At 74.5% G+C, this 19,255-nt stretch carries 18 protein-coding genes; 9 read left to right on the top strand and 9 right to left on the bottom strand.

The genetic code is table 11. The annotated features are described in order from the left end of the window. Positions 1 to 127: 127 nt before the first annotated feature. From O7602_RS22900 to O7602_RS22880, 5 genes are all read right to left on the bottom strand, one after another. Positions 128 to 889: an alpha/beta hydrolase gene (locus O7602_RS22900; protein WP_281584670.1), complete on the bottom strand. Its 762-nt coding sequence runs from the start codon at positions 887 to 889 to the stop codon at positions 128 to 130. A gap of 130 nt (positions 890 to 1,019) precedes the next feature. Continuing rightward, on the bottom strand, positions 1,020 to 2,228 hold the full coding sequence (locus O7602_RS22895; RefSeq protein WP_281590477.1) for an MFS transporter: 1,209 nt from the start codon (positions 2,226 to 2,228) through the stop codon (positions 1,020 to 1,022). A 68-nt stretch (positions 2,229 to 2,296) separates the two neighbouring features. Further along, the gene (locus tag O7602_RS22890) at positions 2,297 to 2,878 is read right to left on the bottom strand and encodes an isochorismatase family protein (RefSeq protein WP_281584669.1); all 582 of its coding nucleotides are present in this window, start codon (positions 2,876 to 2,878) and stop codon (positions 2,297 to 2,299) included. Positions 2,879 to 2,893: 15 nt separating this feature from the next. Beyond that, positions 2,894 to 4,180 carry a nicotinate phosphoribosyltransferase gene (locus tag O7602_RS22885; protein WP_281584668.1) on the bottom strand — a complete coding sequence of 429 codons (1,287 nt, stop codon included), beginning with the start codon at positions 4,178 to 4,180 and terminating at the stop codon, positions 2,894 to 2,896. A 16-nt stretch (positions 4,181 to 4,196) separates the two neighbouring features. After that, positions 4,197 to 6,869 (bottom strand): LuxR family transcriptional regulator, encoded by a 2,673-nt coding sequence (locus O7602_RS22880; protein WP_281584667.1) that lies wholly within the window; start codon positions 6,867 to 6,869, stop codon positions 4,197 to 4,199. Between the two features lie 193 nt (positions 6,870 to 7,062). Between O7602_RS22880 and O7602_RS22875 the strand changes: the two genes are divergently transcribed. The 9 genes from O7602_RS22875 to rdgB all read left to right on the top strand — a co-directional run bounded on the left by O7602_RS22875 (position 7,063) and on the right by rdgB (position 13,873). Beyond that, positions 7,063 to 8,613: a hypothetical protein gene (locus tag O7602_RS22875; RefSeq protein WP_281584666.1), complete on the top strand. Its 1,551-nt coding sequence runs from the start codon at positions 7,063 to 7,065 to the stop codon at positions 8,611 to 8,613. A 115-nt stretch (positions 8,614 to 8,728) separates the two neighbouring features. Continuing rightward, positions 8,729 to 9,019 carry an ATP-dependent Clp protease adapter ClpS gene (gene clpS, locus O7602_RS22870; protein WP_281584665.1) on the top strand — a complete coding sequence of 97 codons (291 nt, stop codon included), beginning with the start codon at positions 8,729 to 8,731 and terminating at the stop codon, positions 9,017 to 9,019. Beyond that, the gene (locus O7602_RS22865) at positions 9,016 to 9,519 is read left to right on the top strand and encodes a DUF2017 domain-containing protein (protein WP_281584664.1); all 504 of its coding nucleotides are present in this window, start codon (positions 9,016 to 9,018) and stop codon (positions 9,517 to 9,519) included. Before clpS ends, O7602_RS22865 begins: the two co-directional genes overlap by 4 nt. Before the next feature lie 55 nt (positions 9,520 to 9,574). Continuing rightward, a complete protein-coding gene (locus tag O7602_RS22860; RefSeq protein WP_281584663.1) occupies positions 9,575 to 10,063 on the top strand; it encodes a M67 family metallopeptidase in 489 nt (162 codons plus the stop codon). Positions 10,064 to 10,131: 68 nt separating this feature from the next. Continuing rightward, positions 10,132 to 10,506: a MoaD/ThiS family protein gene (locus O7602_RS22855; RefSeq protein WP_281584662.1), complete on the top strand. Its 375-nt coding sequence runs from the start codon at positions 10,132 to 10,134 to the stop codon at positions 10,504 to 10,506. Positions 10,507 to 10,518: 12 nt separating this feature from the next. Continuing rightward, positions 10,519 to 11,484: a pyridoxal-phosphate dependent enzyme gene (locus O7602_RS22850; RefSeq protein WP_281584661.1), complete on the top strand. Its 966-nt coding sequence runs from the start codon at positions 10,519 to 10,521 to the stop codon at positions 11,482 to 11,484. Positions 11,485 to 11,711: 227 nt separating this feature from the next. Then, the gene (locus O7602_RS22845; RefSeq protein WP_281584660.1) at positions 11,712 to 12,458 is read left to right on the top strand and encodes an MBL fold metallo-hydrolase; all 747 of its coding nucleotides are present in this window, start codon (positions 11,712 to 11,714) and stop codon (positions 12,456 to 12,458) included. A gap of 66 nt (positions 12,459 to 12,524) precedes the next feature. Continuing rightward, positions 12,525 to 13,253: a ribonuclease PH gene (gene rph / locus O7602_RS22840; RefSeq protein WP_281584659.1), complete on the top strand. Its 729-nt coding sequence runs from the start codon at positions 12,525 to 12,527 to the stop codon at positions 13,251 to 13,253. Further along, positions 13,250 to 13,873, top strand: coding sequence for an RdgB/HAM1 family non-canonical purine NTP pyrophosphatase (gene rdgB, locus O7602_RS22835; protein ID WP_281584658.1), 624 nt, complete (start codon positions 13,250 to 13,252; stop codon positions 13,871 to 13,873). The genes rph and rdgB overlap by 4 nt, the downstream gene beginning before the upstream one ends. Positions 13,874 to 13,989: 116 nt before the next feature. On the opposite strand, the gene hutH is transcribed toward rdgB, so the two are convergent. The 4 genes from hutH to O7602_RS22815 are packed head-to-tail and all read right to left on the bottom strand — an operon-like array spanning position 13,990 to position 19,251. Beyond that, entirely contained in the window at positions 13,990 to 15,528 is a 1,539-nt protein-coding gene (gene hutH, locus O7602_RS22830; protein WP_281584657.1) for a histidine ammonia-lyase, read from the bottom strand. Next, positions 15,525 to 16,688, bottom strand: coding sequence for an imidazolonepropionase (gene hutI, locus O7602_RS22825; RefSeq protein ID WP_281590475.1), 1,164 nt, complete (start codon positions 16,686 to 16,688; stop codon positions 15,525 to 15,527). The genes hutH and hutI overlap by 4 nt, the downstream gene beginning before the upstream one ends. Next, positions 16,688 to 18,034: a formimidoylglutamate deiminase gene (locus O7602_RS22820; RefSeq protein ID WP_281590473.1), complete on the bottom strand. Its 1,347-nt coding sequence runs from the start codon at positions 18,032 to 18,034 to the stop codon at positions 16,688 to 16,690. The genes hutI and O7602_RS22820 overlap by 1 nt, the downstream gene beginning before the upstream one ends. Beyond that, positions 18,031 to 19,251 (bottom strand): allantoate amidohydrolase, encoded by a 1,221-nt coding sequence (locus tag O7602_RS22815; protein ID WP_281584656.1) that lies wholly within the window; start codon positions 19,249 to 19,251, stop codon positions 18,031 to 18,033. Before O7602_RS22815 ends, O7602_RS22820 begins: the two co-directional genes overlap by 4 nt. Positions 19,252 to 19,255 lie beyond the last annotated feature (4 nt).

The raw sequence follows: 19,255 nt of genomic DNA, 5'->3' as shown, positions 1-19,255 counted from the left end.
CGCAGATCTTGGACTTGGGGCACTTCCGATACCACCCCGAAACCGGCATATCCTGGCACCATAAGTCCAAGATCGAAGAAGTGGCCGACCCGTACCCGCCCGACTTCCCGGCGGCAACCGCGCGCGGTCAGGAAGGTGGGGCGTGGGTGGTGAGGAACTGGGCCAGGCGGTCGCGTAGGTCGACGTCGCCGCCCGCCTCCGGGACGACCAGGTTCACCCCGTGCGCGGCGGTGGGCGCCAGCACGAGTTGCCGGACGGTGGTGGGCGGAGTGGCGTCGTAGAGCCGTCGGGTCGACTCCGCGAAGCTCGTCTCCAACTCCCCGACCCCGTAGAAGACCGGCGAGGTGATCTTCGGGACGGCCGCGAGGGCGTCGGCGTCGCCGTAGCCGGCGGGCGGGGAGAGCGCGACGACGGCGACCGGCGTGGGGTCGAGGGTCGGCGCGGCGGCCAGCACCGCGCTGCCGCCCATCGACCCGCCCGCCAACACGACCCGGCTGGCACCGTCCGCCCGCAGCGCGTCGGCTGCCGCGGTGACCTGCTGGGCCAGCGACACCCCGTGCGCCCGCGAGCCCTCGGAACCGGCGAAGTCGAAGGCGAGCACCCGGTAGCCCCGGTCGGCCAACTCCCGCCCGTACGGCAGCCACTGGCACACGTCACCCGCGGCCATGTGCGCCAGCACCACGCCGGTGGGGCCGGAGCCGAGGAGGACACCGCCCAGCTCGGCCTGGATCTCGTCGCCGAACACCACCTGTCTGCCGCTGCCGGCCAACGCGGGACAGCCGACGCCGACGCCGAGCCCGGTCGGCTCGGGTGCCGGTGTGGCCTCGGCGCAGGCGGCCGACGCCGTGACCAGGGCGAGTGCGACCAGGCGGGACACGATGCGCTGCACGGCGAGTCCTCCCGAAGGGGCGTCTTGGGAACGCTCCCATCGTCACCCGCACTCCCCACCCAGCGTGGCCCCACCCCCGCACACCGTGTCGAACCTGTGACCAGCGGATGCTGCCGGTCGGTGGAGCGGCTCAGGGGGTGACGGACGCCAGGTCGGGTTCGGAGGTCGCCGCGGACCGGGCGCGGCGGTGGCGCAGCTCGACCGGCAGGACCGCCAGGGCCACCAGGACGCCAATCGCGCCGGTCACCGCGAAGCCCCAGGCCGGCGCGGACGCGTCGATCACCGCGCCGGCGAGCGGCGCGCCCAGGGCGATGCCGACGGTGACGGCGGAACCGTGCAGACCCATGGCCATGCCCCGGACGCCGGCCGGGACCAGCCGGCTCACCGCGTCCGCGGTGGAGGCGATGGTGGGTGCGCAGAGCGCACCGGTCGGGATCAGCGCGAGGCAGAGCAGCCACCAGTGCGACCCGCCCAGGCCCACCGGGATCGTGGTGAGGCTGAGCGCCGCCATCAGCGCCAGCGGCGGGAACGAGCGACTGACCGCGCCGTAGGCGAAGCCGCCGACCAGGGAGGCGACCGCCCAGGCGGCCAGCACCGCGCCGGTCCAGCCGACCTCACCGCCGGCGCGGAGCACCGCCACCACGGCCACGTCGGTGCCGCCCAGCACCAGGGTGGCGGCCAGGCTGACCGCCAGCACGGCGAGCAGGCGCGGGGTGAGCCACTCCCGGCGGGGCACCGGGCGTTGCGGCCCGGCCGGCTCGTCGGCCGCCCGGGTCGGCGGATCCAGCAGCCAGAAGCAGACGCCGGAGGCGACGATCCCGGCACCCACCGCCCAGAGCGTGAGGCGCGGTGTGACGGCGGTGGCCAGGGCCACCGCGAGGGCCGGGCCGACCATGAACGACAGCTCCACCGACATGGAGTCCAGCGCGTACGCCGGACGGCGTTGCTCCACCGGGACCAGCGCGGCGATCGACTGGCGGACCAACGAGAAGACCGGCAGGGCGAGCAGCCCGGCCAGGAACGCGGTGGGCAGCAGCACCGGGTAGGACAGGGTGGGTGCGGCAGCCCAGAACACGGCCTCGGCGACCGTGGTGAGCAGCAGCACCGGCCGCAGCCCCCGGCGGTCGACCAGCCGGCCCAGCAGCGGGGCGCCGAGCGCGGCGCCGACGGTCGCGGCGGCGCCGACCAGGCCGGCGGCGCCGTAGCCCCGCCCCAGGTCGAGCACCACGTAGAAGGTGAGCGTCACCCCGACCGCGGTCAGCGGGATGCGGGCCAGCACCGACACCAGCAGCAGCGACCGCAGGCCGGGCAGGGCGAGCGCCTCCCGGTAGGGCTTCATGTTCACGACGGCCGTACCTCCCGCGCCATCCTGGGCGTCGGGTACGACAGTGGCAAGTGATTACCCGGTCAAGCGGTCCTGATCACAGGCTCACCCACCATGGTCACCCCGGCGCCGTCGAGCGCGCGCAGCGCCACGTCGAGCGTCTCCGGCGCGACGGCGGCGGTCAGGTCCAGCAGCACGGTGGTGCGGAAACCCTCCCGCGCGGCGTCCAGCGCGGTCGCGCGGACGCAGTGGTCGGTGGCGATGCCGACCACGTCGACCCGGTCCACGTCGTGGCGGCGCAGCCAGTCGGCCAGGCCCTCGCCGTCGGGCGCGTGCCCCTCGAAGCCCGAGTACGCCGCCGCGTGCTCGCCCTTGTGGAAGACCGCCTCCACCCGGCCGGTCTCCAGCTCGGGGTGGAACTCGGAGCCGGACGTGCCGACCACGCAGTGCCGGGGCCACGAGTCGACGAAGTCCGGCGGGTCGCCGAAGTGCGCGCCCGGGTCGATGTGGTAGTCCTTCGTCGCGACCACGTGGTCCCACCGGCCCGGGTCGGCGGCGAGCAGCCGGGAGATGTCGCCGGCCACCCCGGCCCCGCCGCCGACCGCGAGGGAGCCGCCCTCGCAGAAGTCGTTCTGCACGTCCACGATGATCAGGGCGTTAGCCATCTGGTCGATCCTTCCTCAGGTCGCGGGTACGACGGTCAGCGGCACGGCGGGGTCGCCGCCGGAGAGCTTGAGCCCCTCCCACGGGATGGAGATCAGGCACTGCCGCAGGTGCTCCCGGGACTCGTCCAGGGTGGGCAGCGGCACCGGTTCGCCGGACACCACGTACGAGTGTTGGAGCAGCCGGTCGTTGGGCTGCCGGTCGGGCACCCCCTGCGGGACGACGACCTCCTCGGTGGCGGTGCCGGTCGGCTTGTGCCGGCGGACGGCCACCTTCCGGCCGCCGATGGTGGCCTTGTGCTCGGAGCGCTTGACCACCGGCCGCCCCTCCACCTCGACCAGCTTGTAGACCAGCCCGGCGGTGGGCGCGCCGGAGCCGGTCACCACCGCGGTGCCGGCGCCGTACATGTCGACCGGCTCGGCGGCGAGTGCGGCGATCGCGTACTCGTCCAGGTCACCCGAGACGATGATCTTGGTTTCGGTGGCGCCGAGCGAGTCGAGCAGCTCGCGGGACTGCTGGGCGATCACCGCGAGGTCACCGGAGTCGATCCGGACCGCCCGCAGCTCCGGACCTGCCACCGCGATCGCGTTACGGATGCCCTGGGCGATGTCGTACGTGTCGACGAGCAGCGTGGTGTCCTTGCCCAGCGTGGCTACCTGGGACGCGAACGCCGCCCGTTCGTCGTCGTGCAGCAGGGTGAACGCGTGCGCGGCGGTGCCCGCGGTCGGGATGCCGTAGCGCTCCCCGGCGGCCAGGTTGGAGGTGAACCGGAACCCGGCGAGGTAAGCCGACCGCGCGGCGGCCACCGCGGCCTCCTCGTGCGCCCGGCGGGACCCCATCTCGATGAGCGCGCGGCCCCGGGCGGCGGTGACCATCCGGGCCGCCGCCGCGGCGATCGCGCAGTCGTGGTTGAGCACCGACAGCACGAGCGTCTCCAGCACCACGCACTCGGCGAACGTGCCCGACACGGTGAGGATCGGCGAGCCGGGGAAGAACAGCTCGCCCTCGGCGTAGCCGTCGACGTCGCCGGTGAAGCGGTAGTCGGCGAGCCACTGTGCGGCCCGCTCGTCGACCACCCCGGTGCGGCGGAGGTAGTCGATCTCGGCCGGGTCGAACCGGAAGTCGCGGATCATCTCGATCAGCCGGCCGGTGCCGGCGACCACTCCGTAGCGGCGGCCGGCCGGGAGCCGCCGGCTGAACACCTCGAAGACGCAGCGCCGGTCGGCGGTGCCGTCGGAGAGCGCGGCGCTGACCATGGTCAGCTCGTACTGGTCGGTCAACAGCGCGGGGCGAAGGGTGCTCACCACCCCAGCCTAGAGTTCAGGCCGGATCCGTGCCCTCGTGCCCCGGCATCGAGCGCAGCGCGGCCCGCAGCTCGCCGCGTCGGGCGACGCCGAGCTTGCTGTAGACGCGCTGCAGGTGGTTCTCCACGGTGCGGGTGGAGAGATAGAGCCGGGCGGCGATGGCGCGGCTGGTCAGCCCCGCGGCGGCGAGGTGGGCGATCTCCCACTCGCGGTCGCTGAGCGCGGGGCGGAGCAGCCGCAGCGCCGGCGTGGAGATCTCGTCGCAGCGGCGCAGCAGGTCGGCGAGGCGTTCCCGGACCGGCCCGGGCTCGCCGGCGCGGGCGTCCCGCATCCGGTGCAACGCCATCGCGGTCGCCTCGGCCGCCCAGACGACCAGCTCGCGGTCGGCGAAGCCGTCGGCCACCGCGAGCAGGTCGTCCGGGGAGCCGTGGGACGCGGCCCGGCCGTATCTGGCGACAAGCGGCGGCAACACGCCGTCGACCTGCTCGGAAAGCTCGGCCAGGCGCTGCGCCACCGTGCGCCGGCCGCCGTCGGTGCAGGTCGGCCCCACCGGCGCGGCGGCCTGGTCGAACCGGACCAGGTCGAGCAGGACGAGCAGCTCGTGGCCGGAGAGGCCGTCCTCGCGCAGCCGGTCGGCAAGCGCGCAGAGGTGCTTGGTGGCGCCGGGCAGGTCGCCGGCCGCCGCCTGCGTCGCGCCCCGGGCCTGTTCCAGCCACGGGTAGAGGACGGCCATCCCGGGCGCGTGCGTCCGGTCCGCCTCGGCCATCGCCTCGGTCGCGTGCTCCGCGTCCCCGCACAACGCCGCGGCCTGGGCGCGTTCGGCGTGCGCCAGCCCGGCGTACACCCGGCTGGTGGCGAGCACCGCGCAGGCGCCCAGGCTGGTCTTGAGCGCGTCTCCGCCGCGCCCGCGCAGTCGCGCCGCGTACGCCTGGAGGATGGCCAGGTAGCCGGTGCCGAGCCGGAAGTCGCCGGCGCCGGCCAGGTCGGCGAACTCGTCGGTGACGATCGCGTCGATGCCGGCCAGGTCGCCGGAGAGCGCCAGCCGGGTGCCCCGGGCCAGCTCCATGGCGAGCTGGAGGTAGGGCATGTCGGACCGCCAGCACGCCGCCTCGGCCTGCACCCGGGCGATCGCGGTCGCGCTGCGGTGGTATCGCCCCTGGGCGGCCTGGAGGTGGGCGAGGGTGCAGCGGGCGAGTTCCCGGGCGGCCATCGGGGCGGCCGGGCGGTCCAGCACCTCCTGGGCCAGCCGCACCGCGACGTCGATGTCCATCCGGTGCAACCGCATGATGGCCTCGAAGGCGCGCACCCGGGCCCGGTCCGCGGGGTCGGTCAGCTCCGCGCCGCGGGCGGCGATCTCCTCCACCGTGGACTCGCGGTTGAGCCCCCAGTAGCTGACCATGCCCCGGACGGTCAACCAACGGCTGCGCCGCCGGTCGTCGCGGATCTCCCCGGCGACCTGGTCGAGCACCCGGAGCGCCTCCTCCGGCCGGTCACCGAACATCAGGATGGTGGCGAGCAGCTCCGCCGCGTCCGTGCCGCCGCCGGCCTCCAGCGCGGCCCGGGCCAGCCGGGTGGCAAGCGGCACGTCGTACCGGCCGAACGCCTGCACGGCCGCGTCCAGCAGCAGCTCCACGTTCTGCGCCGTACCCGAGTCGAGCCGCCACACCGCGACCCGGAGCAGGTCGTCCCGACGGCGCTTGCCGACCTGTTCCAGCAACCCGGCCAGGGTGGCCTGGAGCCGGCGGGTGCGGCTGACCGGGCAGTGCCGGCGCATCACCTCGCCGTAGAGCGGGTGGGCCAGGCGGACGTCGAGGCGCCTGTCGTCGCGGACCATGGCGATGAGCCCGCGCTCCTCGGCCACCTCCACGTCGGTCGGCTCGACCGCCTGCTCCAGCAGGTGCAGCCCCAGCGGCTCGCCGAAGGCGACCAGCTCCACCACCGCCCGGACCCCGGGGGTGAGCTGGCCGATCCGGGCGTCGATCAGGTCGGTGAGGCTGGGCGCCAGCTCCAGCCGGCCGGTCCACTTCCAGATCCCGTACGTGCGCCGGAGCTCGTGGTCGGCGGCCAGCACCAGCTCGCGCAGCAGCAGCGGGTTGCCGGCGGAGAGCCGGAACAGCCGGTCGGAGGAGCCGGCGTCGACCGGGCCACCGAGGATCGCGGCGAGCAGCCCGGTGGTCTCGCCACGGTCGAGCGGACCCAACTCGACCAGGTCGGCCAGGTCGTCGGTCCACAGGGCGCGGATCGGCAGCGGGATCTGCTCGCCGTTGCGCAGCGTCCCGATCACCCGGGCGTTCTCCGCGCGGGCGATCAGGTGTACGAGCGCCGCCGAGGGCGGGTCGAGCAGGTGCGCGTCGTCGATGGCCAGCACGATCGGGCGGCCGGCGGCCTGCTCCTGGAGCAGGTCCACACCCCAGCGCAGGATCCCGGCGGGGGAGAGGCCCTGCGGCTGGGCGGCGGGGAGCATCTGGACCAGCCCGCCGAAGGGCAGGGCGGCCGTGGTGGCGCTGGCGGCGACCGACCAGATCGCGTACCGCTCGGGGGAGAGCGCGGCCACCCCCTCCCGCAGCAGGCGACTCTTGCCGACCCCCGCGTCGCCGCTGAACAGCAGCCCTCGGCCGTCCGGGCCGCCGATCGCCGACAACAGACGGTGGAGTTCATCCGTTCGGCCGACGAACTTCCACCTGCTCATCGACGCAGCATATCGATGATGATCCGGTCGTGCGCGGATGGTCACGCAGCGAAGTTGAGTAATTCGCCCGTTATTCGTGAGTAGCAGATGTGTTCGGTGTCGGATGCGCGACACCCGTACGCTTCGGACATCCCTGCCAGGGAAAATCCCCGCGACCGGGTCCGGCCCGGTCGCCTCACCGGGAGGCCGCCTGATGAAGCCGGGTCCGCTCCCTGCGGTCGACGTGCCCGATCCGGGCGGGCGCGCCGACCCACCGCGGTGCGTCCCGCTGCCCATCCGGTTCGGCCTGACCGAACCTGGGCCGGGCGAGCCGCTCGCCGTCGTCGTGGCCGGCCCGGCCGGCGCGGGCCGGCGTGAGCTGATCGCCGGTCTGCTCGGCACGCCGGCCGGGACCCTGGTCGTGCCGAGCGGCAGCCACCTGCTTGTCAATTACGCTTCGGTCGCCACCCGGGCGGCGTACGTGCCGGGCTACCGCCAGCCGCACGCCTACAGCCCCGACCCGCTCGCCGCCGGCCCCGCGCTGGCCCGGCCGCCGCGCCGGGTCGAGCTCAGCCTGCCCGAGGTGCTGCTGCGGCACTTCGCGGTGCTCGACGCGCCGGACACCACCGCCCTCGGCGTGGCCGGTGGCCGGGTGCTGCGGGACGCCGTGGGCCGGGCCGGGGCGTTGCTCTTCGTGATCTCCGCCGACCAGACGTTCAGCGCCGGCGAGCTGCACCTGCTGGCCGAGGTGGCGCACGCCCGGGTCACGGTGTTCTTCGCCGTCACCCCCGGGGTCAGCGGCGGGGTGGCGGCGCCGGACGGCGGGACGGCGGTGGGTACGGGGGTGTCCGTGCCGTCCGTCCGGCTCGGTTCCGCCGGCCGGCTCGACCCGGTGGTGGTCTCCATCGCGGCCCACCGCGCGGCGCTGCTGGCCGCGGTGCCGGCGCTCGCGGCGGCCCAGTGGTTCCCGGCCCGCCCGGCGGGGCTGCCGCACCTGCGCCGGGCGCTTGTCGGCTGGGCCGTGGACGAGGGGCTGCGCCGGGCCGCCGCCCGCCCGCCGGAGCCGCCCGGCACGCACGGCCGGGTGCCGGTGCTGGCCGGCGTCGACCCGGCCGATCTGGGCGACCGGCTGGACCGCCAAACCCGCTCCTGCGCCCAGCGGATCCGCCAGCACCTCGCGCTGGAGCTGGCGAACATCCACCTGCGGGTGGTGCAGGAGATCGTCTTCGGGGTCGGTTGCGCCGGGCTGCCGCAGTTGCTCGACCGTGAGCTGGAGGCGTTGTCGATGCTCGCCACCGCGCAGTGCGACGAGGCGGTCCGGAGCATCCTCGACGACGCCGCCGCCCGCACCTTCGGCGGTCCGCTCGCCGAGGGCGTACGCCGCCGGATCACCCACGCCGTGCGCGGGGGCCTGGCCGACCACCCGGACGGTCGGGAGCTGGACCGGGTACTCCTGGTCACCAGCACGGCCGGGGTCGCCGCGCTGTCCGGCGCCGGGGCCCTGGACGCCCTTGCCGGCCTGCCCGGCGCGGAGCGCGACGAGGTGCTCCCGCCGATCGGCGTGGCGCTCAACGGCGGCTGCTGGCAGCACTGGCGGGCACCCGGCAACGACGACCCGAACGTCGCCCGGTCCTGGGCGCAGCGCGCCCTGCGGGAGGTCGAACTCGACGTGTCCCGCGAGGTGTCCCGCCGCTTCGAGGTGATCCGGCTCTCGCTTGGCGCGGTGCTCGCCGATGCTGTCGACCACGGCATCCTGCTCGCCTGAGCCGGGGGCCGTCGTCGCCGGTCCCGACCCCGTGTCCGCGGTCCCGGCGGGCGATCCCGGCCGCCGCGCCGTTCCGGTTCATCGGATCCCCGGATCCGGTGGCACGATGGGGGGCATGGCGGCTCCACAGGTTGCGCCGGTCGAGACGCCGGACACCGACGAGGTGCCGGTCTCCGACCGGCCATGGGTGACGATCGTCTGGGACGATCCGGTCAACCTGATGACGTACGTGACCTGGGTGTTCCAGAAGCTCTTCGGATACAGCCGGGAGAAGGCGGAGCGGCTCATGCTGGACGTGCACCACAAGGGCAAGGCGGTGGTCTCCAGCGGGGCCCGGGAGCGGATGGAGCACGACGCGGCGCAACTGCACGCGTACGGACTGTGGGCGACGGTGGAGAGATCATGAGCATGTTCCGTCGCCGGGGCGACCGCTACGTGGCCAGTTTCGCCGTCGACGAGGTGCGGGTGCTGCGCAAGGTCGCCTCCGAGGTGGTCGGCCTGCTCACCGACGGGTTCGACCACGGCGACCCGGTGGTCGGCCGGCTCTTCCCCGAGGTCTACCCGGACGACGACGCCGGCACCGCCGAGTTCCGCCGCTACACCGAGGGTGACCTCAAGACCGCGAAGATCGACCAGGCCGGCGCGATCCTCGCCGCGCTCCCCGACGGCGACGACGGCGGTGAGGTGCGGCTGGACGCGGAGGCGGCGGAGGCGTGGCTGCGGGCGCTCAACGACGCCCGGCTGGCGATGGGCGTGCGGCTGGAGATCAAGGACGGCACCGACCTGGGTGAGGAGCTCGACGACGCGGTCGCCACCGACCCGGCTTCGTCCCGGGTGTTCCAACTGTCGGTCTACGCCTATCTCGGATATCTCCAGGAGTCCCTGCTCAACGCGCTCATCGACTGAGTGGTGACGGTCGCCACCTCGCCGCTCGCCAGCGCCAGGCGCTAGGCTGGTCGGCGTGCTGAGCATCGACCGGTCGATCATCGACGCGATCGTGGCGCACGCGCGTCGGGACCATCCGGACGAGGCGTGCGGCGTGGTCGCCGGTCCCGTCGGCAGCGACACCCCGACCCGGCACATCCCGATGGACAACGCCGCCCGTTCCATGACCTTCTACGAGTTCGACTCGATGGAGCACCTGCGGGTGTGGCGCGAGATGGACGACCGCGACGAGGAGCCGGTCGTGATCTACCACTCGCACACCGCGACGGAGGCATACCCGTCCCGCACGGACGTCTCCTTCGCCGGCGAGCCGGGCGCGCACTACCTGCTCGTCTCGACCCGTGAGCCCGACGCCGAGGAGATCCGTTCCTTCCGGATCGTCGACGGCGTGGTCACCGAGGAGCCGGTCGAGATCGTGGACGCCGCTGTGGACCCGAACGCCGTCCAGTCCTACATGTTCGGGCAGAGCCCGGCGACGGTCGACTACGAGTGTTCCGGCCGCTGACCCCAGCACCGGCACGCCCTTCCCTTTCCGTCACCCGGCACGACCCTGAACGAGGAGTACGAGACACCATGGCCATCGAGGTTCGCATCCCCACCATCCTGCGCAGCTACACCGGCGGCGCGAAGGTCGTCGAGGGCACCGGCGACACGCTCGCCGACCTGCTCACCGACCTGGACTCCCGGCACGCCGGCCTGCGCGGACGTCTGGTCACCGAGGCCGGCGCGCTGCACCGGTTCGTCAACGTCTACGTCAACGACGAGGACGTCCGCTTCCTCGGCGCGCTCGACGCCAAGCTGAACGACGGCGACAGCGTGACCATCCTGCCCGCCGTGGCGGGTGGCGCGTTCGGCTTCGCCGCGGCAGCGGCGATCGCCTCGCACAGCGCCGCGGCAGCGGCGATCGCGTCGCACGCGGTCTCGGCGCGCGCCACCGTAACCCGCTAGGGGAGGCCCGCCATGGCGCGGTACGACAGCCTGCTCGACGCCTGCGGGGGCACGCCGCTCGTCGGCCTGCCCCGGCTCTCCCCGACGGTGCCCGACGGCGCGCCGCCGGTGCGGCTCTGGGCGAAGCTGGAGGATCGGAACCCGACCGGGAGCATCAAGGACCGCGCGGCGATGTTCATGGTCCGCGCGGCCGAGGAGGCCGGCCGGCTGCGTCCCGGTGACACCATCCTGGAGCCGACGAGCGGCAACACCGGCATCTCGTTGGCCATGGTGGCGAAGCTGCGCGGCTACCGGTTGGTCTGCGTGATGCCGGAGAACGTCTCCACCGAGCGGGTGCAACTGCTCCGGATGTACGGCGCGGAGATCATCTTCTCGCCGGCCGCCGGCGGCTCGAACCAGGCCGTCGCCACCGCGAAGCAGATCGCCGCCGAGCACCCGGACTGGGTGATGCTCTATCAGTACGGCAACGAGGCGAACGCCCGCGCGCACTACGAGACGACCGGGCCGGAGCTGCTGCACGACCTGCCGGGCATCACCCACTTCGTGGCCGGGCTGGGCACCACCGGCACGCTGATGGGCACCGGTCGCTTCCTGCGGGAGAAGGTCGACGACATCCAGATCGTGGCGGCCGAGCCGCGGTACGGCGAGCTGGTCTACGGCCTGCGCAACATCGACGAGGGCTACGTGCCCGAGCTGTACGACGCCGGGGTGCTCTCCCGGCGCTTCTCGGTGGGCACCCGGGACGCCGTGCTGCGCACCCGGCAGCTCGTCGAGGTGGAGGGGATCTTCGCCGGCTTCTCCACCGGCGCGATCCTGCACGCCGCGCTGGCCGTGGCGCACGAGGCGGTCCGTGACGGCCGCCGTGCCGACGTGGCGTTCGTGGTCTGCGACGGCGGCTGGAAATACCTGTCCACCGGCGCGTACGGCGGCACGCTCGCGGACGCCGAGGACGCGCTCGACGGTCAACTCTGGGCCTGACGGCCCGCGGTGGTCCGGCCGGTGGGGACGCCCCCTCCGGCCGGATCGCCGTGTTGTCCCGGATCCGGACGTGTATGGGTGTCACGTTGATGACAACTTCCGGTAGATGATTCTTGCCCGACCGGGCTGCCGCGTAGGCTGCGCAGCGTGGCGAGCGCGTCGATGGTGATCAACGGCGGGGCGGCTGCCGACGCGTCGACTACCCACCGTGAGATCGAGGCAACCGGATGCGACTGACCGTCCTCGGCTGTGCCGGCAGCTTTCCGGGCCCCGAATCACCCTGCTCGGCCTACCTGCTCGAAGCGGAGGGATTCCGCCTCCTGATCGACTTCGGTCCGGGGTCGCTCTCCACGCTCCAGCGTTACGTCGGGTTGCACTCGCCCGACGCCGTGCTCCTCACCCACCTGCACTGCGATCACATGCTTGACGCCGTGTCGTACGTGGTGGTGCGCCGGTACGCCCCGGACGGCCCCTACCCGCCGCTGCCGATGTACGCGCCCTCCGGCGCGCCGGACCGGCTGGCCACCGCGTACGGGCAGGAGGACGCCACGGTCGACGACGTCTACCAGTTCTACGGCCTCCAGCCCGGCACGTTCCCGATCGGCCCGTTCACCGCGACCGTCGACCGGATGAACCACCCCATCGAGACGTACGGGGTGCGGCTGGAGCACGACGGCCGGGTGTTCTGCTACTCGTCGGACACCGCGCCCTGTGAGGCGCTGCTGCGCCTGGCCCAGGGCGCCGACGCCTTCCTCTGCGAGGCCAGCTACCTCGACGGGATGGACAACCCGCCCGACCTGCACCTGACCGGCCGCGAGGCCGGCGAGGCGGCCACCAAGGCGGGAGTGGGCCGGCTGCTGCTCACCCATCTCGTCCCCGCCTGGGGCAGCGAGTCGCACACCGTGGAGTCGGCGGCCGGGGCGTACGCCGGGCCGATCGAGGTGGTCCGGGCCGGCGCCGGCTACGACGTCTGACGACGCGGTCGCGGGCCGGCGGGCACCGGCAGGCGGTGCGATCGGCGTACCGCATAGGGTGCAGGCATGGCGCGACCTGACGGGCGGCGGCCCGACCAACTCCGACCGGTGACCCTGACCCGCGGCTGGAGCACCCACCCGGAGGGTTCGGTGCTCGTCGAGTTCGGCGCGACCCGGGTGCTCTGCACGGCGAGCGTCACCGAGGGCGTGCCCCGCTGGCGCAAGGGTTCCGGGCTCGGCTGGGTGACCGCCGAGTACGCGATGCTGCCCCGGGCCACCAACACCCGCTCGGACCGGGAGAGCGTCCGGGGCAAGATCGGCGGCCGGACGCACGAGATCTCCCGGCTGATCGGTCGCAGCCTGCGCGCCTGCGTCGACCTCAAGGCGCTCGGCGAGAACTCGGTCGTGCTCGACTGCGACGTGCTCCAGGCCGACGGCGGCACCCGCACCGCGGCCATCACCGGCGCGTACGTCGCCCTGTACGACGCGGTCACCTGGCTGGCCGAACGCAAGTCGCTCACCGGCCGGGTGGAGAAGGTGATGCACCGCTCGGTGGGCGCGGTGAGCGTCGGCGTGATCGGCGGCGAGCCGATGCTCGACCTCTGCTACGCCGAGGACGTGACCGCCGAGGTGGACATGAACGTGGTCTGCACCGGCACCGGTGACTTCGTCGAGGTGCAGGGGACGGGCGAGGCCGGCGTCTTCGCCCGCGACCAGCTCGACGCCCTGCTCGACCTGGGCGTGGCGGGCTGCTCGGAACTGGCCGACGCGCAGCGGAAGGCGCTCAACCTGTGACCGACACCAAGGTGCTCCTGGCCACCCGCAACCGTAAGAAGCTCGTCGAGTTGCAGCGGATCCTGGACGGCGCGCTCGGCGCCCACCGGGTCGCCCTGCTCGGCCTCGACGACGTCGAGGAATATCCGGAGCTGCCGGAGACCGGTCTCACGTTCGGCGAGAACGCGCTGATCAAGGCGCGGGAGGGCTGCCGGCGCACCGGCCTGCCGACGATCGCCGACGACTCCGGCATCGCGGTGGACGCGCTGAACGGCATGCCCGGCGTGTTCAGCGCCCGCTGGTCCGGCCGGCACGGCGACGACCGCGCCAACCTCCAGCTCCTGCTGGACCAGGTGGGCGACGTGCCGGACGAGCATCGCGGCGCCGCGTTCGTGTGCACCGTCGCGTTGGTGCTGCCGGGTGGCAAGGAACACCTGGTCGACGGCCGGCAGCCCGGGCGGCTGCTGCGCGCGCCGCGCGGCGAGGGCGGCTTCGGCTACGACCCGATCTTCCTGGGCGACGGGCAGACCCGCACGAACGCCGAACTGACCCCCGAGGAGAAGGACGCGGTGAGCCACCGCGGCAAGGCCCTGCGCGAGCTGGCCAAGCTGATCGCCAAGGTGCTCCCACCCACCCCTTAACCACCCGCCGCGCCCGCCCGCCGCGCCCGCCCGGCCCTGATTCACGGAAAGCGTGGCTATTCGCGCGTGGATAGCCACGCTTTCCGTGAATCTGCGCGGGGTCCAGCGCGGGAGGCTCAGCGGAGGGGGCCGAGGTGGTGCTCGATTGCGGTGCGCAGGGTGGGGGTGGCGATCACGGCCCGGGCCGCCTCCATCAGCGGGGCGAGGAACACGTCCGGCCCCGGGGCGCCGATCGTGTCGCCGAGCGCGTCAAGCGCGGCCCGGCCGGCCGGGGACGGCTCCAGCGGCGCGCGGAGCTGGAGTCCGCGTACCGCCGCCAGCAGCTCCACCGCGAGCAGGCTGGTCAGGTTGTCCAGCACGGTACGCAGCTTCCTGGTGGCCGCCCAGCCCATCGAGACGTGGTCCTCCTGCATGCCGCTCGTGGGCAGCGAGTCCACCGAGGCGGGCGCGGCCAGCCGGCGGTTCTCCGCGACGATGCCGGCCGCCGTGTACTGGGCGATCATCAGCCCGGAGTTCACCCCGGCGTCGGGGGAGAGGAACGCGGGCAGGTCCCGGTTGCGGGCCACGTCGAGCAGCCGGTCCACCCGGCGTTCGGCGATCGCGCCCACCTCGGCGGCGGCGATGGCCAGGTAGTCGGCGGCGAAGCCGAGCGGCGCGCCGTGGAAGTTGCCCGTCGACTCGACCCGCCCGTCCGGCAGCACCACCGGGTTGTCCACCACCGACCGCAGCTCCCGGCCGGCCACCACCTCGACGAAGTCGAGCGTGTCCCGGGCCGCGCCGGCCACCTGCGGCGCGCAGCGCATCGAGTACGCGTCCTGCACCGCGTGCGCCAGGTCGTCGCGGTGTGAGTCCATCACCGCCGAACCCTGCAACAGCCGGTGGATGTTCGCGGCCGAGGCGGCCTGGCCGGGGTGCGGGCGGATGGCGTGCAGCTCGGGCCGGAACGGCCGCTCCGAGCCGAGCATCGCCTCGATGGCGAGCGCGGCGGTGACGTCGGCCATGGCGAACAGGTGCCGGGCGTCCGCCACGGCCAGCAGCAGCATGCCGAGCATGCCGTCGGTGCCGTTGATCAGTGCCAGCCCCTCCTTGGCGGCCAGCTCGATCGGGGTCAGCCCGGCCCGGCGCAGCGCCCCGGCCGCGTCGAGCCGTTCCCCGGCCGGGCCGAGCACCCAGCCCTCGCCGAGCAGCGCCAGCGCGCAGTGCGCCAGCGGCGCCAGGTCACCCGACGCGCCGAGCGAGCCGTGCTCCGGCACCCACGGGGTGATCTCGTGGTTGAGCAGGTCGACCAGGGCCTCGGCGACGAGCGGGCGGACGCCGGAGCGGCCGAGGGCGAGCGAGCGTACCCGCAGCAGCATCATGGCCCGCACCACCTCGCGGGGCATCGGCGCGCCAACCCCGGCCGCGTGCGAGCGGATCAGCGCGTGCTGCAACTCGGCCCGCCGTTCGGGCGCGACGAACGTGTTGGCGAGCGCCCCGAAGCCGGTGGAGACGCCGTACACCGGGCGGCCGGCGGCCTCGATGCCGTCCACGATGGACCGACTGGTGGCCATGGCCTCGACGGCGGCGGGGTCGAGCCCGACCGTCGCGGCGCCGCGGGCGACCGCGAGCACGTCGGCCGGGGTGACCCCGGTGGGCAGGATGGTGACGGTGGTCATCGCGGCACTCCGTTGTGCAGAACCTGGCGGATCAGTGGCACCCCCGGCCGGTAGGCCAGGTGCAGGTGGGTCGGCGCGTCGAGGACGACCAGGTCGGCCCGGGACCCGGGGGTCAGCCGGCCGACGTCGGTGCGGCGCAGCGCCGCCGCCCCGCCGGCGGTCGCGGCCCACACCGCCTCCGCCGGGGTCATCCGCATCTCGCGTACGGCGAGCGCGACGCAGAACGGCATCGACGAGGTGTACGACGAGCCGGGGTTGCAGTCGGTCGCCAGCGCCACGGTCACGCCCGCGTCGAGCAGCCGGCGGGCGTCCGGGTAGGGCGACCTGGTGGAGAACTCGGCTCCGGGCAGCAGCGTGGCGACCGTCTCCGCGCCGGCGAGCGCGTCCACGTCGGCGTCGGACAGGTGGGTGCAGTGGTCCACGCTCGCCGCGTCGAGTTCCACTCCGAGCCGCACACCCGGTCCGGGTCCGAGCTGGTTGGCGTGCAGCCGGACGCCCAACCCGGCGGCCTGCCCGCAGGCGAGGATCGCCCGGGCGTGGTCGGCGTCGAACGCGCCCCGCTCGCAGAACACGTCGATCCAGCGGGCGTACGGCGCGGCGGCGGCCAGCATCGGCCCGCACACCAGGCCCACGTAGTCGTCCGGGCGGTCGGCGTACTCGGCGGGGACCACGTGCGCGCCGAGGAACGTGGTGTCGTCGGTGAACTCGCCGGCGATCCGCAGCGAGCGGGCCTCGTCGGCGACGGTCAGCCCGTACCCGCTCTTGATCTCGACGGTGGTGGTGCCCTGCCGCAGCATCTCCGCGCGCAGCCGGCCCACCGCGGCACGCAGGTCGTCGTCGGAGGCGGCGCGGGTGGCGCCCACGGTGGTGCGGATGCCGCCGCCGGTGTAGGGCGCGCCGGCCATCCGGGCGGCGAACTCGGCCGCCCGGTCCCCGGCGAAGACCAGGTGGGCGTGGCTGTCCACGAAGCCGGGCAGCACGGCCGCGCCGCCCGCGTCGAGCCGCCGGTCGGCGGCGGGCGCGTAGCGGGCCGGACCGACCCAGGCCACCTGCCCGTCCTCGATCAGCACGGCGGCGTCGCGCCGGACCCCCAGCGGGTCGCCGTTGCGGCCGTCGTTGGTGACCAGCTCGCCGATGTTGTCCACCAGCAGGCTGCCGATCATGAGAGCACCGCCGCGATCGCGTCCCGCAACTCGGTGGGGACGTCCACGGTCAGGTGCCGGCCGTCGGCCACCACGGTCCGGCCGTCCACCACCACCTGCGTCACGTCGGCGGCGGTGGCCGCGAAGAACACGCCCACCGGTGGCACCCCGGCGGTGCGGGCGCTGTCCAGGCGTACCGTCACCAGGTCCGCCCGGTCGCCGACGGCGAGCCGGCCGGCGTCGCCCCAGCCGAGCGCGGCGTGGCCGGTGACGGTCGCGGCGGCGAGCAGTTCGGCGGCGCCGAAGTGCCCCCGCTTCCGGGTGCGCAGCCGCTCGTCCAGCTCCACCGCGCGGGCCTCCTCGAACAGGTCGACCACGGCGTGGCTGTCGCTGCCCAGGCTGATCGGGCTGCCCGCCTCGGCGATCCGCCGGGCCGGTCCGATCCCGTCGGCCAGGTCCCGCTCGGTGGTGGGGCAGAGGCAGACGCCGGTGCCGCTGTCGCCGAGCAGCGTGACGTCGGCGGCGGTCGGGTGGGTGGCGTGTACGGCGGTGGTGTGCCGGCCCAGCACGCCGTGGTCGGCGAGCAGGCGGGTCGGGGTGCGGCCGTGCACGGCCCGACAGGCGTCGTTCTCGGCCGGCTGCTCGGAGAGGTGCACGTGCAGCGGCAGCCCGTGCCGGTCGGCCCAGCCGGCGACGGTGGCGAGCTGCCCGGCCGGCACCGCGCGCACCGAGTGGATCGCCGCGCCGCGCCGGACGTGCCCGTCGGCCGGGCGGAACGCGTCGACCCGCTCCGCCCAGCGCAGCGCGTCGCCGTCGCCGAACCGGCGCTGCGGCCCGACCAGTTCCGCGCCGTCCACGCTCCCGGTCAGGTAGGCGGCGTCCAGCAGGGTGAGCCGGATCCCGGCGTGCGCGGCGGCCTCCACCAGCGCGGCGGACATCGCGTTCGGGTCGTCGTACGGGGTGCCGCCGGGGCCGTGGTGCAGGTAGTGGAACTCGCCCACGCAGGTGATCCCGGCGAGCGCCATCTCCGCGTACGCGGCCCGGGCCAGCGCCAGGTAGGAGTCCGGGTCGAGGCGGGCGGCCACCGCGTACATCAGGTCCCGCCAGGACCAGAAGTCGCCCCGACCGGCGTGGGTGCGCCCGCGCAGCGCCCGGTGGAACGCGTGCGAGTGGGCGTTGGCCAGGCCGGGCAGCGTCAGCCCGGGCAGCCGGGTCGCGTCCACCGCCACCCCGGCGGCCGGCGGACCGCCGCCGGTCAGCGGCGTGACCGCGGTGAGCCGCCCGTCCGTCGCCTCGATCAGCACGTCCGCTGTCGGCTCGGCGTGGTCGGGCAGCCAGGCGTACTCGGCCAGCCAGCGGGTCAGCGGCATGCCAGCTCCTCAAGCACCCGGGCCAGGGCGGCCACCCCGGCCGCGCAGTCGGCGTCGGTGGCGGACTCGGCCGGGGAGTGCGACACCCCGGTCGGGTTGCGCACGAACAGCATCGCGGTCGGCAGGTGCGCCGCAAGCACCCCGGCGTCGTGTCCGGCACCGGTCGGCAGCACCGGCGCGTCGAGCAGCGTCGCCAGCCGCCGCGCCAGCCCGCCGTCGAACGCGACGAGCGGGGTCGTCGACTCCGGCGTGCAGGTGAGCGCCGTGCCGTCCCGGCGGGCCCGCTCGGTGGCCTTGGCGCGTACCGCCTCGACCAGACCGTACAGCGTCTCCGCCTCGGCGGCCCGCGCGTCCAGCCAACCGGTGACCCGGGACGGGATCGCGTTCGTCGCGTTCGGCTCCACCGACACCCGGCCCACGGTGGCGTGCGCGTCGCGCAGCCGGGCCTCCTTGTTCGCCGCGAGCACGGTGAACGCGAAGGTGAGCATCGGGTCGCGGCGGTCGGCCATCCGGGTCGTACCGGCGTGGTCGCCCTCGCCGGTGACGTCGAACCGCCACCTGCCGTGCGGCCAGATCGCGGACGCCACTGCGACCGGCGCGTCCGCGTCGACGAGCGCGCGGCCCTGCTCGACGTGCAGCTCCACGACGGCCGCGAAGCGGCCGAGCAGGACCGGGTCGGCGCCCGCCGGCCGCTCGCCCAACGCCTCGGCGAAGCTCACCCCGGCCTGGTCGCGCAACCCGGCCGCGCGCTCGGTGTCGATCTCGCCGGTGAGCAGCCTCGACCCCAGGCAGGGTACGCCGAACCGCGCGCCCTCCTCCTCCACGAAGGCGGCCACCACGATCGGCCGGTCCGGGGTGACCAGGGCGGCCCGCAGCTCGTCCACGGCGAGGAACGCGCTGACGATGCCGAGCGGCCCGTCGTACGCCCCGCCGTGCGGCACCGAGTCGAAGTGGCTGCCGGTGAGCACCGCGTCGCCGGCCGCCGGGTCGCCCCACCAGGCGAACAGGTTGCCGTTGCCGTCCTCGCTGACCGGCATGCCGCGCCGGTCCGCCTGCTCCCGGAACCAGCCCCGCAGGGCGCGTTCCGGCTCGCTGAGCGCGTACCGCAGGTAGCCGCCGCTGCCGCCGTCCCGCCCGATCGGGGCGATCTCGTCCCACAGCTCCCGGAACCGGTTAGGCGGGGGCCCTTCCCATGCAGAATGCGTTAACAAGGGG

Source organism: Micromonospora sp. WMMD1128 (assembly GCF_027497235.1).
In the GTDB taxonomy this organism is placed as follows: Bacteria; Actinomycetota; Actinomycetes; order Mycobacteriales; family Micromonosporaceae; genus Micromonospora.
The sequence above is the reverse complement of the archived record's forward strand: the minus strand, read 5'-3'. Positions and strand labels throughout refer to the sequence as shown.

Bases quoted from the DNA above. Each gene is read 5' to 3' on its own strand.
- O7602_RS22895 (WP_281590477.1), bottom strand. From the start codon at position 2,228: ATGAAGCCCTACCGGGAGGCGCTCGCCCTGCCCGGCCTGCGGTCGCTG.
- O7602_RS22890 (WP_281584669.1), bottom strand. From the start codon at position 2,878: ATGGCTAACGCCCTGATCATCGTGGACGTGCAGAACGACTTCTGCGAG.
- O7602_RS22880 (WP_281584667.1), bottom strand. From the start codon at position 6,869: ATGAGCAGGTGGAAGTTCGTCGGCCGAACGGATGAACTCCACCGTCTG.
- O7602_RS22875 (WP_281584666.1), top strand. From the start codon at position 7,063: ATGAAGCCGGGTCCGCTCCCTGCGGTCGACGTGCCCGATCCGGGCGGG.
- clpS (WP_281584665.1), top strand. From the start codon at position 8,729: ATGGCGGCTCCACAGGTTGCGCCGGTCGAGACGCCGGACACCGACGAG.
- O7602_RS22865 (WP_281584664.1), top strand. From the start codon at position 9,016: ATGAGCATGTTCCGTCGCCGGGGCGACCGCTACGTGGCCAGTTTCGCC.
- O7602_RS22855 (WP_281584662.1), top strand. From the start codon at position 10,132: ATGGCCATCGAGGTTCGCATCCCCACCATCCTGCGCAGCTACACCGGC.
- O7602_RS22850 (WP_281584661.1), top strand. From the start codon at position 10,519: ATGGCGCGGTACGACAGCCTGCTCGACGCCTGCGGGGGCACGCCGCTC.
- O7602_RS22845 (WP_281584660.1), top strand. From the start codon at position 11,712: ATGCGACTGACCGTCCTCGGCTGTGCCGGCAGCTTTCCGGGCCCCGAA.
- rph (WP_281584659.1), top strand. From the start codon at position 12,525: ATGGCGCGACCTGACGGGCGGCGGCCCGACCAACTCCGACCGGTGACC.
- hutH (WP_281584657.1), bottom strand. From the start codon at position 15,528: ATGACCACCGTCACCATCCTGCCCACCGGGGTCACCCCGGCCGACGTG.